Source organism: Maritimibacter sp. UBA3975 (assembly GCF_002384975.1).
In the GTDB taxonomy this organism is placed as follows: domain Bacteria; phylum Pseudomonadota; class Alphaproteobacteria; order Rhodobacterales; family Rhodobacteraceae; genus Maritimibacter.
Genome location: NZ_DGCP01000017.1, coordinates 268,717 through 283,093 on the forward strand (window position 1 = coordinate 268,717; position 14,377 = coordinate 283,093).

A 14,377-nucleotide genomic window follows, 5' to 3' on the forward strand; every position below is an offset into this window, starting at 1 on the left:
CGATTATTTCTGCTTGGCGCAGGCGTACATGTTGATTTCCATGCCGACCTGAACTTCGCGGACTTTCGGTGCGTCCCAAGCCATGTGGACCTCCCTTCGTTGCTGTTGCGCAGCGGAATTACTGCTGATCCGACGTTAGGGATCAGCGCGGGTTTGCCGCAATCTATCGTCCTGATAGATGCCACTATACGGCAGCGCAGCGTTATATATACGCTTATTTTTCAGTCGGTTGCATGCGATCACGCCCATGTCAACGCACCTCGGGCGGCATATTCAGGAACGGCGGCGTCGGCTCGGTTCGTGGTGGCGCATAGGCCGCGCCCGCCGTTTCGAGCGCGCGAACCAGGCTCGCGTAAGGTTCCTGCCGCAGGTAGTGTTTGGGCAGGAGCGCAACAACGTTTCGGCTGGGGTAGTCCACAGAGTAAAGCCGCACACCACGGACGGGCTCTCCCCCGACGACGCAGGACATCGCGGGGGCGAGGCAGACGCCCAAACCCGCCTGCACCATGCCCAGCGCGACCTCGAAACTGCGCGCCTGAGCGAGCGGCCAGTTGCCCGGAAGAACGGCATTGTACCAAGCCTGAACCCGTTTCGCGTGCTGAGTCCCGAAGGCGAATTGGATCGTGCTCCTGAGCACGGCCCCCTGTTCCGAGCTCAGTCCGCGGTCCGGGTCTTCGACACCCGAAAGGTCGAGCGTATCGGGCACGGCGAGGACATACGGGTCCGCGCAAATCGGCACTTGCTGGAACCCGGCGCTTGCGGGTGCAATGGCGTTGGTGGAGATGAGACCCAGGTTGATGCGCCGCGCATAAAGCATCTCCAGCACTTCCGCCGGGGCGCTTTCGTGAATCTCATAGTCGATCCGCGGAAATTCCGCGTGCAGCGATTGCATCGCGCTTGGCAGCAGCACGCGAAGAATCGAATTGAGGCCGGCAAGGTGAACAGTCTGGCGCGAGCCGTCGGTAATCGCCGCAAGGCCGTCCTCCAGCACTTGCATGCTTTCAAGCACTTTCTCGACATGACGCAGCAGATGGCGACCTGCCTCGGTCAGCTCGAGAGTGTTCGAGCGACGGTCGAAAAGCTTGGAGCCGACGATCTCTTCAAGCGAGGCGATCTGTTGCGAAACGGACGGTTGCGCGAGGCCAAGCTGTTTGCTGGCCCGCGTGAGACTCGACAGGTTCGCTACCGCCCAGAACACCTGAAGGCGGCGCAGGGTCAGCCCGCTGGACGTATCTCCCGGCACCCGAACCTTCGGCTCGCTCCCCTGCCCCGAACCCGTCTCGCCTTTTGCCGTCGCCACGTCGTGCCCTCGCTCCCGATTCCGTGAAGGTCAGAGTGGCCCGGTTCTTCATAGAGGGGGCCAATAGGTGATATTGTGCGACGCTTGCCGGGACGCAAGGGCGCATGCCATATCTTGCCGGGAGGGAGGATCTCATGATCAGGATCAGCGCCAGCGCAACGTTATTGTCGGTGTGCGTCGCGGCGACGGCGGGTGCCGAGACGCCCTTGCCCGCGCCGGTGAGCGACCGCGACTACATTTCGATCGACCCGGGAGAAGCGGCACTCGGGCAGCTTCTGTTCTATGACCCTATCCTCTCGGGCAACCGCAATATTTCCTGCGCCACCTGCCACCACCCGCGTTTCGCAACTTCGGACGGATTGAGCCTCGGTCTTGGCGAAGGCGGCGTGGGCCTGGGCCCCGAACGCCATGTGACCGACGAGAACCGCCCCGAGCAGCGCATACCGCGCAACGCAACAGCTCTGTTCAACCTGGGCGCACATGAATTCACGACGCTCTTTCACGACGGGCGGATCGAGGCTGATCCTAAGCGTCCCAGCGGCATCCGCACGCCGATGGCGGAGGAAATGGTGACGGGATTCTCAGGCGTACTGTCGGCGCAGACCATGTTCCCCGTCCTGTCGCCCGACGAGATGGCCGGCCATTATTCCGAGAACGACGTGGCGAAAGCCGTGCGTTCAGGCCGGATCACCGGTGCCGGTGGGGCTTGGGACGTGATTTCGCGACGGGTTGCCGGCGTGGAGGACTATGCGGCGCGCTTCGCGGATGTCTATCCGCAGATCGACGAGCCGGATGACATCGGCTTCACCGATATTTCCAATGCGATCGCCGCCTTCGTCGCCTTCGAATGGCGGTCGGACAGTAGTCCCTTCGACGCGGCCTTGCGCGGCACGGCGCCGTTGGTGGGTATGGCGGCAGAAGGCGCGTCTCTTTTCTACGGCGAGGCCGGGTGCGCGTCCTGCCATTCCGGGCCGTTCCAGACGGATCACGACTTTCACGCCATGGCCGCCCCGCAGATCGGCCCCGGCAAGGCAGAACGGTTCGAGCGCCACGCGCGCGACGATGGGCGGATGCGGGTGACGGGGCGTGAGGAAGACCGCTTTGCGTTCCGCACGCCATCGCTACGCAATGTGACGCGCACAGGACCGTGGGGGCACGCAGGTGCACATGACGACCTAGCCACGTTCCTCGCCGACCACGCCTCAAGGGCCGACGGGCTGACGCGGTATTCGCGCGCTGTCGTTTTGCCAGACCTGCCCGACACAAAGCCCGATTGGGCGATCCTGACGTCGGATGACGAGGTCGCGGCCATCGCGGCAGCGGCGGGTCCCGGCATTTTGCTGTCCACGGACGAGATCGCCGCGCTCATGGCTTTTCTCGAGACACTGACCGATCCGGCGGCGATTTCGGGACGGCTCGGCGTGCCGGAGGCCGTGCCTTCGGGCCTTCCGGTGGACCGCTAAGGCGCCCGGGCGACCTCAGTGATCGCCCCCAAGGCGGCGGGTTGCCATGCGCTCGTCGTCCCGTCCGGCCAGATCACCCTGACTTCGGCGTCCTGCGCGGCGCCAAGACCAAAGTGGAGCGGACCTGCGCTCCCGCCTGCGTGCCCGCCACCGACGGTCACCTCCTGCGCCTGAACGCGGCCTTCGCTGCGAAGTTCGACCCAAGCCCCGACGGCACGAGTGTTTGTCCCAGGTTGGCTGAGCGCTACGGCGGCCCAGTTGCCTGTTCCCGCCGTTACGTTGCGCCACAATTCCATTGGTGCGCGACGGTTCACGACCGCGAGGTCAAGCAGGCCGTCCGCGTTCATGTCCACCAATGCCGCGCCTCGCCCCCTGTCCATCGTCGCGATTCCGGCATCGGCTCCTGCCTCGGTGAAGCTGCCATCCGGCTGTTGCATGAGAAGCGAATTCGGATCGTGCATCGCCATTGAGGGCATCTGATCCACATTTCCTTTCGAGATGAACAGGTCGGACAGGCCATCGTTGTTCACGTCGCCGAACTCGGCGTGCCAGCCGGTCGAAGGCCTGCCGTCGTCGCCAGTATGCGGACGGTGCGCTGTGGTGCCCAACTCATAAGGCGCGTCCTCGAATCCGTCGCCACGGTTGAACTGGAGTAACTGGTCGCCCATCGAGGTCATCATCACCTCCGGCAACCCGTCTCCCGTAAGGTCGCGCGAGGCGATCCCCATCCCCCAGAGAGAGACCTTATCCCATGCGTTGCGCTCTTCGAGCGGCGAGAGACGGAACATCTGTTCGTATCCCCCGCGCACATAGTAATGGCGGTCATTCGACAGGCGCAGTTCCGGCGTGCCGGTGCGTTGCCAGTCGGTAATGAGGGCCGACAGCGTACACCAGCCGGGATCGACCACATCGACCGCGCCGAAGCGGCGACCTTCGGGACGGGCGACCTCGCTCGTGTCGCAGGCTTCGAACGGTCCTTCCGGGTCGTCTCGGTCAACGTAGTTGCCAAAGAAGAGGGTGGGCCATTCCTTGCCATCTTCCCAGGTTGCGGCAAAGGCCGTAGTCCAGGCGTCACGCTGAGGCAGTCCCCACGCCCCGGTTACGTCCTCGAACTGGCAATTGCCTTGCCCGCGCAGGATCACGTTCGGTCCGACGCGCAGAACGGCAAGGTCCAGGTGGCCGTCCCCGTCAATGTCGATGGGATAAGCTCCGGTAACGCCGGTCATAGGGGCGATCTCGCCAGTCGAAAAACGCAAAGGGCCGCCCGGTTCTGAGGCGTTGACGTAAAGTGAAGCCGGCGCGGTGCCGCCTGCGGCGAAAAGCTCCGGCAGGTCGTCACCATTACAGTCGAACGCCGCGACACCGCCGCCCACGAAATGCTCCCATCCGCCGGAATAGACATGAGCTGAAGGAAGGCCGACAGAATTGTCTTCAAAGGCGGGCTGGCCCAGCGCCACGGCGGGCATGAGGAGGAACGAACTGAGCACTCTCATTGCGCTGCGAGGTCCCGGCCCGCACCGAGCATCACCTCGGTCAATTCGTCCAGCGCGAGTGCCGCCGCTCCGTGTGCCCAGAGCATGTCGCCCCAAGCGTGGATCTGCAATGTAGGTGCATCGCGGCCCGTCTCCAGCATCATCTTCTGCATCTCCGACAATGTTTCCCGCGCATAGAGGTAGTCGTAGCGCATCCGCTCGCCCGACAAAATGATGAGCTCGGGGTCGAAGAGGTTGGCCACGTTCGCAAGCGCGAGGGCGAGGTAGCGCCCCGCCCGCTCGAAGATGGAACGCGCGACCGGGTTGCCCGCCTTGGCCTGTCCGAACAGCGTTTCAAGAAGCGCCGCGACCGAGCGGATTTCGGTGTCCGGAAGGTTCAGGGCCGCCCGCGCCTCGCGCACTAGTGCGTAGTCGGCCAGATATGCCTCGAGGCAACCGCGCTGACCGCAGCGACAAAGGTCGCCATCCAGTTGCACCTTGGTATGCCCCAGCTCCATCCCCATCCCGCGCGCCCCGCGATAGAGTCGGTGGTTGATGACAAAGCCCATGCCGACACCATGTTCGATCGTCACAACGGCGAAATCGGACAGTGAGCGTCCCGCGCCGAACCACAGTTCGGCCAAGGTGCAAAGGTTCGCGTCGTTGTCGATCTGAACCGGGAGCCCGATGCGTTCGGACAAACGCGGGGCGAGGTCGATCTCTCGATGCTCGAGGATCGGCGACCAATGCACGACACCTGCCACACCGTCGATGAAGCCCGGGACCCCGAGCCCGACACCGCCTAGGTCGGACGGCTGAAGACCGCACGCTGCACAGACACGGTGGAGGAGCGACACGGCGGCGTCGATGACTTGCTCGCTGGTCATGGCACCGGGGGCGCGGGGGAGCGAAGCGCTCGCCACGACGCGCCCGGACAGGTCCACAACTACAGCTGAGTTTTCATGGTCCGAGAGCTTCATCCCCGCAACGTGAAAGCCGCCGGCCCGCACGCGCAACGCGACTGCCGGACGACCGCGCCCCCAATCGCCCTCGCGTGGCGCTTGGACCTCCTCCAGAAGACCGGCTTCGATGAGTTCAGACGTGATTGTCGTGACTGACGCGGGGCTCACGCGCAGGTCCTTGGCAAGCTGCACCCGCGCGATCTCGCCAAGGGCACGCACATGCTCGAAGACCTGCTGCCGCAGCGGGCGCTGTGCCGATGTGACCGGCTGGATCAAGGGGCCGCAACCCGGTGTATCCCGTCCTATTTGCATCTCGACCCGCCGCCCGGAGTTAGTTCACCCAGTGAATAAATAAGATTGGAAGTCACAACGAAACGGGGCAATATTTCGCCGCATCGCAGCAATACGTCCAAAAAACCTACGGAAGGGCACTGTGAAAGCCAATTTTAATTTTGACAACTAAAATTATTCAAGACAACCTGACTCTGTTCCGGCGAGTCAGCCGGGCTGCCCGATATGGGTCAAATGGGAGGACACAATGTACAAGACACTTTTGGCCGCGACCGCCATGGCGGTTGGCCTTGCCGCAACCGCTTCTGCGCAGACCGTTGGCGTTTCCTGGTCCAACTTCCAGGAAGAACGCTGGAAAACCGATGAAGCCGCAATCAAGTCGGCTCTCGAAGCCGCCGGCGCCGAATACATTTCCGCTGACGCACAATCGTCGTCGTCCAAGCAGCTTTCGGACGTCGAATCGCTAATGGCGCAGGGCGTAGACGCGCTCATCATCCTCGCGCAGGACACGCAGGCCATTATCCCGGCCGTCGAAGCCGCCGCGAACGAGGGTGTGCCTGTCATCGCCTATGACCGTCTGATCGAAGATCCGCGCGCGTTCTACCTCACCTTCGACAACGTCGAAGTGGGCCGGATGCAGGCGCGTGCCGTGCTCGAAGCGCAGCCGACCGGCAACTATGTGATGATCAAGGGCTCGCCCACCGACCCGAACGCGGATTTCCTTCGCGGCGGTCAGCAGGAAGTGCTCCAAGACGCCATCGACGCCGGTGACATCACCATCGTCGGCGAGGCTTATACCGATGGCTGGCTTCCCGCGAACGCACAGCGCAACATGGAACAGATCCTGACGGCCGAAGACAATAACGTCGACGCTGTCGTGGCCTCGAACGACGGCACCGCCGGCGGCACCGTGGCGGCGCTCACCGCGCAGGGCATGGAAGGCATCCCGGTCTCCGGGCAGGACGGCGACCATGCCGCTCTGAACCGCATCGCACGCGGCACGCAGACCGTCTCGGTCTGGAAAGATGCGCGTGACCTCGGCATGCGCGCCGGCGAAATCGCCGTCGCGCTGGCCGGTGGCACTGCCATGTCCGACATTGAAGGCGCAAACGAGTGGACATCGCCCTCGGGCACGACCCTTTGGGCCGAGTTCCTCGAGCCGGTTCCGGTCACCGCCGACAACCTCAGCGTCGTCGTGGATGCTGGCTGGATCGAGCAGGACGCGCTCTGCCAGGGCGTCACCGACGGCCCGGCCCCCTGCAACTGATCTTCACCTGATCCAAGGTCTCATCCGGCATCGTCCGGGTGAGACACACCACCCCCAAGCACCAGAGGTCACGCCATGACCGAGGCCAGCGCCTCCGGCACATCGACCGGCCGCAAGAACATCTTCAAGACCCTCGAATTCGACACCCGCCTGCTTGGCATGGTCGGGGCGTTCGTGGTCGTCTGCCTGATTTTCAACGTCCTGACGGACGGGCGTTTCCTGACGTCGCGCAATGTCTTCAACCTGACGATCCAGACAGTGAGCGTCGCCATCATGGCGACCGGCATGGTCTTCGTGATCGTCACCCGCCATATCGACCTGAGCGTCGGATCGCTTCTCGCCACCTGTTCGGCGATGATGGCGATCACGCAGACGCAGTTTCTGCCAAGTCTCGGCTTCGACTACTCGAACCCAATGATCGCGGTTCTCGCCATCGTCGTGGGCCTCGTGACCGGCGCCCTCATCGGCGCGTTCCACGGCTGGCTGATCGGTTACCTCACGATCCCCGCTTTCATCGTGACACTGGGCGGGCTGCTCGTCTGGCGAAACGTGGCCTGGTATCTGACGACCGGCCAGACCATCGGGCCGCTCAACGACACATTCCAGACCCTTGGCGGCATCGGCGGCACGATGGGCGTGACGGCGAGCTGGATCTTCGGCGCAATTGCGGTGGCCGCCACCTGTTACGCGATCTGGCAGGCCCGGCGCGCACGCGTGGCGCATGAGTTTCCGGTAAAGCCGGTCTGGGCAGAAGCCGTTCTCATGCTGATCTGCTCCGTGTTAATCCTCGGTTTCATCGGTATGCTCAACGCCTACGAAGTGCCCAGCCGCGTCCTGGAACGCGGGTTCGAGGCCCGGGGCGAGGTCATGCCAGAGGGGTACACCGAGGGCTACGGCGTGCCTTACTCGGTCCTGCTGCTTGTCGCGGTGGCCGTAGTCATGACGCTCGTCGCTCAACGCACCCGCCTTGGCCGCTACATTTTCGCGACCGGTGGGAACCCGGACGCGGCGGAACTGTCGGGCATCAACACCCGGCTTCTGACGGTCAAGGTCTTTGCGATCATGGGGACGCTGTGCGCGCTTGCCGCGCTGGTCGCTTCGGCGCGCCTGTCGTTCCATTCCAACGACATCGGCACCCTGGACGAACTGCGTGTGATCGCCGCGGCTGTCATCGGCGGCACTGCGCTCGCCGGCGGGATCGGGACGATTTACGGCGCCATCCTTGGAGCTCTGATCATGCAGTCTCTCCAGTCGGGTATGGCCATGGTCGGCGTGGATGCTCCGTTCCAGAACATCGTCGTTGGCGCCGTGCTCGTGCTCGCCGTCCTCGTCGATATCATCTACCGCAAACGGACGGGAGACGCCTGATGTCGGACCGCAAAGCCCCCCCTCTTGTCGAAATGCGCGATGTCTCGGTCGCTTTCGGCGGCATCCAGGCCGTCGACAACGTGACCGTCGATCTTTACCCCGGTGAGGTCGTGGGCCTTCTGGGGCACAACGGCGCGGGCAAGTCGACGCTCATCAAGTGCTTGTCGGGCGCCTACAAGATGGACGCGGGAGAGATTCTGATTGATGGCGAACGGGCCGAGATCGGCAATCCGCGCGATGCACGCGCCTACAACATCGAGACGATCTACCAGACACTCGCGCTGGCTGACAATCTCGACGCCGCCTCGAACCTCTTCCTGGGGCGTGAACTGGTCACGCCGATGGGCTTTGTGAACGATGCCCAGATGGAGGCGGAAACGCGCAGGATCATGGGTCGGCTCAACTCGAACTTCAAGAAGTTCAAGGACCCGGTGAAGGCGCTCTCGGGCGGCCAGAGACAATCGGTCGCCATTGCCCGCGCGGTCTATTTCAATGCGCGTATTCTCATCATGGACGAACCTACAGCCGCCCTCGGCCCGCAGGAGACCGAGATGGTCGCGGAGCTGATCAAAGAGCTCAAGTCCCAAGGCATCGGGATCTTCCTGATCGAACACGACATCCACAATGTGATGAAGCTTTGCGACCGGGCGTCGGTGATGAAGAACGGAAAGCTTGTCGGGACGGTGAATGTGGACGAGGTCACGGATGAGGACATTCTCGGCATGATCATCCTCGGAAAAACGCCGGAGGCCGCCTGAGCGCAGTCAGCCTTGCGCGTCGGTGATCTCCTTGATCGCCTGAAGGAACTGCGCCACTTCGGCCTCGGTGTTGTAGTGGCACATCGAAACCCTCACGCAGTGTTCCATGCCGAGCGGATCGAGGATGTTGCCTGAGTAGTGATCGGCCTTGCGGATATGCGTGCGGATACCCCGCGCGTTGAGCGCATCGACCAGATTCGGCGCAGGGACGCTGTCCAGCGCGAAACAGACGAGCCCTTCTCGACCTGGATTGTCGGTGCCGCCAAGGATCGTGACACCCTCGTATTCCGCCAGGCCCTTTTGGTTTCCCGTTCCGTGGATCATCGCGTGGCAAAGGGCGGTTTCCTGCGTATGGATCGCCTCCCCCGCCGCAACGATCCGCGACCGGCGATCTTCTGATCCGGACACTTCGCCACCCAGCCAGTCAAAATAGGATACGACGTCCGAAAAGGTCGCATAGGCCCCGGTGTCACGCGTGCCAAGTTCCCACGAAGCCGTAGGGGCACCCATGAGCGTATCATGGGGCAGCGCGGCCAGGCGGTCCGACACCCAGGCCACGCCATAGCCGTGGCGCGAAAAAACCTTGTAAGGCGAGATGACATAGCCGTCGATGCCGTATGCCGCGATGTCGAGCCGTCCATGGGCCGCGTGTTGGATGCCATCGACGATGATGAAGCAGTCGGGGGCTATGTCGCGGATCTGCGCGGCCACTGCGGCCACGTCCACGCCAATGCCCGTGACGGGCGAGGTGTGAAGAATGGTGGCCACGACCGTATCCGGCGTCACGAGCGGCGCGTAATCCTCGGCCGTGACCGTGCCGCGCGCGTCGTCATGGGCCACAAGGAAATGGGGCTTGCCCGCCACCTTTGACCATCGTGCGGCAGCGCTCCGACTTGCCGGATGCTCCAACGTGCTTCCAAGAACCCGGCCCAACGGTGTGCCAAGGCAGGCAGAGCGGATCAGGCGAAATAGAAGCTCGGTGCCGCTTTCACCGACGAAGAACTGCCCCTCCGGCGCATTGAAGAACACGCGCATGTCGGCCTTTGCTGTGTCGATCATGTCCTGAAGCGCTTTCGACGCCGCGTTGGAGCGACCCTGATTGTCCGGAATCGCCGCCATCCGGGCCGAGGTTTCAACCACGGAATTGAGCGTCAGCGCCCCACCTGCGTTCTCGAAGAACACGCGCTCGCCCTCGAAAGGGCAGTTGTCGACATGGGCGAAACGGGCACGTACATCATTCATCAGCGCGGCGGAGATATCAGGCTTGGTCATTCACGGGCTCCGGATTACGCGCCTCTCCTGTCACGTCGCCGCGACCCTTCGCAAGCCAGTTCAGCCCCAGCAGGACCACGATCACCGCCGCCCCGGCCGCCTCGACCTCGAACACCGGCCAGAAAACCGCAACGATGGCAGGGGCGAGAATGATCCGTTGCCAAAGGGGAATCGTCGCGAAAAGATATCCCTCCAGCATGGCCGCAAAGGCGGTGAGGGCGATGATCGCCAGCGCGCCGTTCCAGATCACGAGCGGCACCGGACCGCCGAGAATGATCGGTTCGTTGAAAACCATGAACATGGGGATGAGGTAGAGGCCCTTGGCGAATTTCCACGCCTGGAAACTCGTCTCCATGGGTTTCGATCCGGCAATGGCCGCGCCCGCGAAGCCCGCGAGCGCCACGGGTGGCGTGACGTTTGAGTCCTGCGAGTACCAGAAGACGACCAGGTGGGCGATGAGGATCGGGACACCGAACTCGCTGGTCAGCGCGGGGCCGACGAGGATGATGAGCACGATATAGGCCGCAGTCACTGGAAGGCCCATGCCCAGGATAAGGCTCGCGATGATGACGAGCAGGAGAGCCAGAACCATGTTGCCGCCAGAGAAAGCGAGCATCATGGCCGAGAACTTGAGACCCAGTCCGGTGAGGCCGACCACGCCCACGATGATGCCTGCCACGGCGCAGGCCATCGACACGGCGACGGCGTTACGCGCGCCTAATTCCAAAGCCTGAAGTGTGAGCGCCAGACCTCGTCGGGCCAATGCACCAGCCCCCGCCATTGAAGGTTTGTCGCGCAGGAAATCCCAAAGTGCCCGCGCGATCGCGGCCGCGGCGACCGAGACCACCGCAAAGAAACCCACGCGCAGCGGCGAGTAGCCAGAGACGAGAAAATAGACGAGCACCACGAGAGGCAGGAGGAAATGCCACCCCTGCGCCAGCACGTCGCGGACGCGCGGCAGGTCAATCGCCGGTATGCCCTTCAGCCCCAGCTTCACCGCCGCAATATGTACGAGAAGGTAGACCGAGCCGAAGTAAAGCATCGCCGGGAAGATCGAGACGAGCACGATCTCGATGTAAGGCACCTGTGTGAACTCGCTCATCAGGAAGGCGCCCGCGCCCATCAGAGGCGGCATGATCTGACCGCCGGTGGACGCCGCCGCCTCGATCCCGCCGGCCTGCGCGGGGCGGTATCCGAGTTTCTTCATGAGCGGGATGGTGAAGGCACCCGTCGTCACGACGTTGGCGATGGCTGAGCCCGAGATGGACCCCATTCCCGCCGACGCGATGACTGCGGCCTTGGCCGGCCCGCCACGCTGCCGCCCGGTCGCAGCATAGGCGAGATCGATAAAGAACTTCCCCGCCCCGGTTACCTCGAGGAGTGCTCCGAAAAGGACGAAGATGAAAATGAACGTGGCTGCCACGCCCAGTGGGATACCAAAGAGCCCTTCGGCGCCAAGGGTCAGCTGGCTCGCCACCCGGTCGATGGAATAGCCACGGTGGTTCAGGATACCCGGCATCAGGTCGGCGAGCCACGGCAACTCCCCGCGCAGACCGGCGAAGGCATAGACCACGAAGAAAGCGCCGATGATGGTCAGGACCAGGCCGACCGCACGCCGCGCGGCCTCCAGCACGACGAGCACCGAAACGATCCCGACGGCCACGTCGATGCTGCGCGGGAAAATCGCGTTGGCGATGGTGTCGATGTTGTAAGGCACCCAGAAGCCCACAAGGATGCCGCACAGGATGAGCGGCCCGTCGATAAGCCAGCCGACCAACCCGCGCGGCCGGTGCTTGCCGAAGACCGGGTAGATCAGAAAACACAGGACAAGGATGAAACCGAGGTGGATGGGGCGCTGATAGAACAGGCCAAGCGGCTGGATGCCAGCGGCATAGAGTTGAAACAGGGAAAGGGCGATCCCGACGACAGAGATCAGGCCAAGCACGAATCTGGGCTGCACGACTTCTGCTCGGGTCTCGGTCTGGAAGTCCGTCATTGATCCTCATCCGGTGTGAGCGCGATGCGCACCCGTTCATGTGCGGCCAGCGCAGAGAGGGAGATGACGGTCTCACCCGCGCGCAGCCTGTGATCGACATTCATGGTACCGGGTCGCAGGATATAGGCGTTGCCCGGCACAGCTTCATCCAGGTCTTCGATCCAATAGCCCCCCTGCCCGTCCGAGATCTGCCGCCCGCGACCGGGGATATGGTCGAGCCCGGCAGCGAAATCCGGCAAGTGGGAGCGGTGGAGCACCATCCGGCCCGACCGGTTTTCATAACAATCCTCCACCTCGAACCCCTGCACCGAATGGCGCCAAAGAACGCACCAGCCCGTGCCCTGCGCGACCTCGATACGGGCCAGCACCTCGCCCGTCGCCGCCAGCGACGCGGTGAGCGTTCCGGCATGGCCTGGCATAGCGGTGTGGAAGAGGAGGAGCGCGGCGAGCGCTCCTCCGGTTTTGGCGATCACGGACGGAGTTTGTCGGGAATGTCCGCGCCGGTTTCCTCGTAATACTTGAGGGCGCCGGGGTGCAGCGGGATCGGCGTCGCCGACAGGGTGAACTCGACTGTGGTCTGGTTCGCTGCCGGGTGCACCGCCTGCAGGTCCGCGATATTTTCGAACATCGCCTTGGTGATCTCGTAGGCGAGGTCCTCGGACATTTCCGACGAAGCGACGAGTACGTTGGGTACGCCGAGCACCGTCACATCCTCGTCCACACCGTCATAGATGCCGGCGGAGAGGGTCGTGCGCGCGAAGAGCGGCTGGGCCTCCTGCGCCGCCGCGATCTGCTCGTCCGTCAGTTCGATGACGACGATATCCTGCGTTGTCGCGAGGTTGAGAATCGACGAAGTCGGCGCGCCCACGCTCCAGAAACCGGCGTCGATGTCGCCGTTCGCCAGCGCGTCGGCGGTTTCGTTGAAGTTGAGGCGCTGTTCCTCGATATCGTCGTAGCTGATGCCGGCGGCGGTCAGCACCTGCTCGGCGTTCACCTCGGTGCCCGATCCGGGCGCACCGATCGACACGCGCTTGCCGGTCAGATCGTCAAGCGACGTGATGCCGCTGTCGGCGAGCGTCACGATCTGGATCATGTTGGCGTAGAGCGACGCGACGCCATGGACCATCTCGAGCTGCTGACCTTCGAAACGGCCCGTGCCGGTGCGTGCCTGATAGACGGTGTCCGCAAGCCCGATGGCGAGGTCTGCGTCGCCGGTGGCGACGAGACCCATGTTCTCGACGGAAGCGCCGGTCACCTCTGCGGTGGCAGAATAGCCTTCGACATGGTTGTTGATGACTTCGGCGAGGCCCCCGCCCATCGGATAGTAGACGCCGCCGGTGCCGCCGGTGGCGACGGAGAGCGGGGTTTGTGCGACAACAGGCGTCGCCGCAAGCATAGCTGTGGCCGCAACGGCCTTGAAAAGCTTCATGATTTCCTCCCAGTTGATCGGCCTCTGTCGGGCCAGTGTCCTGCCGCGCGTTTCCCGACCGGACCAGATTTCAGGAAACCAACCTGCGGGGCATCCGTCAACTGCCGTAACCGTGAAAACGGACGATACCGAGATGATCCGGCCAATCCTCGCGCCGGGATGGGAATGACTATTCCTGCGCAGCTCCCGGCGTGGTCTCGTCGCTCTCGGCGACGTCGAGGTGAACGAAGGGTGCCTTGCTGCGCGTGAAGATTTCGCGTCCCACATCGAACCAGAAGGTGGGCGGATCAAACGTGCCACCTGCCACGGCGATGGCATCGTCGAACAGCTCAAGCGTCCAGAACACGCTCGTCCCGCAGGTCTTGCAGAAGCGCGTCGTAAAGCGTCGCCCGCCGTCGGTCGTAAAACTGTAGTCCTTTAGATCCCCAGACAGGATTTCCACCTGATCCGCGTCGAAATAGACGGACACACCAAAGGCACTCCCGGTCCGGGTCTGGCAGAAACGGCAGTGACAGACACCGGTCCGGTGAGGCTGGCCCGTGGTGCGATACCGTACGCCACCGCATTGGCAGCCGCCTTCGTGTATTTCGCTCATGACCGTCCTCCCTTTTTCCATCTTGTCGCGCGCACCGGGAGGATCGCAACTGTCCAGTTCCGGGCCTTCTCCCGCCTGCGCCCGGCGACTGATCGAGGTTCGTCGTGTCAGGGCTGGAAGCCGCGACGGGGGCGCGGCATACTCCGCGCAAAGCTTGGGGGGGGAGCATTGATGGATAATAACAACGGATTACGCGCCGGGAAG

General features: G+C 63.4%; 13 protein-coding genes. 4 read left to right on the plus strand and 9 right to left on the minus strand.

Annotated features, from left to right (window positions below; translation table 11 throughout):
• Positions 1-3 precede the first annotated feature (3 nt).
• Positions 4-84 carry a pyrroloquinoline quinone precursor peptide PqqA gene (gene pqqA, locus B2585_RS17995; protein WP_292025661.1) on the minus strand — a complete coding sequence of 27 codons (81 nt, stop codon included), beginning with the start codon at positions 82-84 and terminating at the stop codon, positions 4-6.
• 166 nt (positions 85-250) lie between these two features.
• The gene (locus tag B2585_RS18000; protein ID WP_292025319.1) at positions 251-1,300 is read right to left on the minus strand and encodes a LysR family transcriptional regulator; all 1,050 of its coding nucleotides are present in this window, start codon (positions 1,298-1,300) and stop codon (positions 251-253) included.
• Between the two features lie 134 nt (positions 1,301-1,434).
• Between B2585_RS18000 and B2585_RS18005 the strand changes: the two genes are divergently transcribed.
• Positions 1,435-2,763, plus strand: coding sequence for a cytochrome-c peroxidase (locus B2585_RS18005; RefSeq protein WP_292025320.1), 1,329 nt, complete (start codon positions 1,435-1,437; stop codon positions 2,761-2,763).
• Here B2585_RS18005 and B2585_RS18010 read toward each other — a convergent pair.
• Both B2585_RS18010 and B2585_RS18015 read right to left on the minus strand, forming a co-directional pair.
• Positions 2,760-4,256, minus strand: a complete 1,497-nt coding sequence (locus B2585_RS18010) for a CRTAC1 family protein (RefSeq protein WP_292025321.1) — start codon at positions 4,254-4,256, stop codon at positions 2,760-2,762. The genes B2585_RS18005 and B2585_RS18010 overlap by 4 nt on opposite strands.
• The gene (locus B2585_RS18015; protein ID WP_292025322.1) at positions 4,253-5,509 is read right to left on the minus strand and encodes an ROK family transcriptional regulator; all 1,257 of its coding nucleotides are present in this window, start codon (positions 5,507-5,509) and stop codon (positions 4,253-4,255) included. The genes B2585_RS18010 and B2585_RS18015 overlap by 4 nt, the downstream gene beginning before the upstream one ends.
• A 226-nt stretch (positions 5,510-5,735) precedes the next feature.
• Between B2585_RS18015 and xylF the strand changes: the two genes are divergently transcribed.
• The 3 genes from xylF to B2585_RS18030 all read left to right on the plus strand — a co-directional run bounded on the left by xylF (position 5,736) and on the right by B2585_RS18030 (position 8,881).
• A complete protein-coding gene (gene xylF / locus B2585_RS18020) occupies positions 5,736-6,755 on the plus strand; it encodes a D-xylose ABC transporter substrate-binding protein (RefSeq protein WP_292025323.1) in 1,020 nt (339 codons plus the stop codon).
• A 75-nt stretch (positions 6,756-6,830) separates the two neighbouring features.
• A complete protein-coding gene (locus B2585_RS18025; RefSeq protein ID WP_292025324.1) occupies positions 6,831-8,123 on the plus strand; it encodes a sugar ABC transporter permease in 1,293 nt (430 codons plus the stop codon).
• Positions 8,123-8,881 carry an ATP-binding cassette domain-containing protein gene (locus B2585_RS18030; RefSeq protein WP_292025325.1) on the plus strand — a complete coding sequence of 253 codons (759 nt, stop codon included), beginning with the start codon at positions 8,123-8,125 and terminating at the stop codon, positions 8,879-8,881. Before B2585_RS18025 ends, B2585_RS18030 begins: the two co-directional genes overlap by 1 nt.
• Before the next feature lie 6 nt (positions 8,882-8,887).
• On the opposite strand, the gene B2585_RS18035 is transcribed toward B2585_RS18030, so the two are convergent.
• From B2585_RS18035 to B2585_RS18055, 5 genes are all read right to left on the minus strand, one after another.
• Positions 8,888-10,153, minus strand: a complete 1,266-nt coding sequence (locus tag B2585_RS18035) for an aminotransferase class V-fold PLP-dependent enzyme (protein ID WP_292025326.1) — start codon at positions 10,151-10,153, stop codon at positions 8,888-8,890.
• Complete coding sequence (locus B2585_RS18040; protein ID WP_292025327.1) at positions 10,140-12,149, minus strand: TRAP transporter permease; 2,010 nt, start codon at positions 12,147-12,149, stop codon at positions 10,140-10,142. Before B2585_RS18040 ends, B2585_RS18035 begins: the two co-directional genes overlap by 14 nt.
• Positions 12,146-12,622 carry a DUF1850 domain-containing protein gene (locus tag B2585_RS18045; protein ID WP_292025328.1) on the minus strand — a complete coding sequence of 159 codons (477 nt, stop codon included), beginning with the start codon at positions 12,620-12,622 and terminating at the stop codon, positions 12,146-12,148. The genes B2585_RS18040 and B2585_RS18045 overlap by 4 nt, the downstream gene beginning before the upstream one ends.
• Positions 12,619-13,578 carry a TAXI family TRAP transporter solute-binding subunit gene (locus B2585_RS18050; RefSeq protein WP_292025329.1) on the minus strand — a complete coding sequence of 320 codons (960 nt, stop codon included), beginning with the start codon at positions 13,576-13,578 and terminating at the stop codon, positions 12,619-12,621. Before B2585_RS18050 ends, B2585_RS18045 begins: the two co-directional genes overlap by 4 nt.
• Before the next feature lie 169 nt (positions 13,579-13,747).
• Positions 13,748-14,173 (minus strand): GFA family protein, encoded by a 426-nt coding sequence (locus B2585_RS18055; RefSeq protein ID WP_292025330.1) that lies wholly within the window; start codon positions 14,171-14,173, stop codon positions 13,748-13,750.
• Positions 14,174-14,377 lie beyond the last annotated feature (204 nt).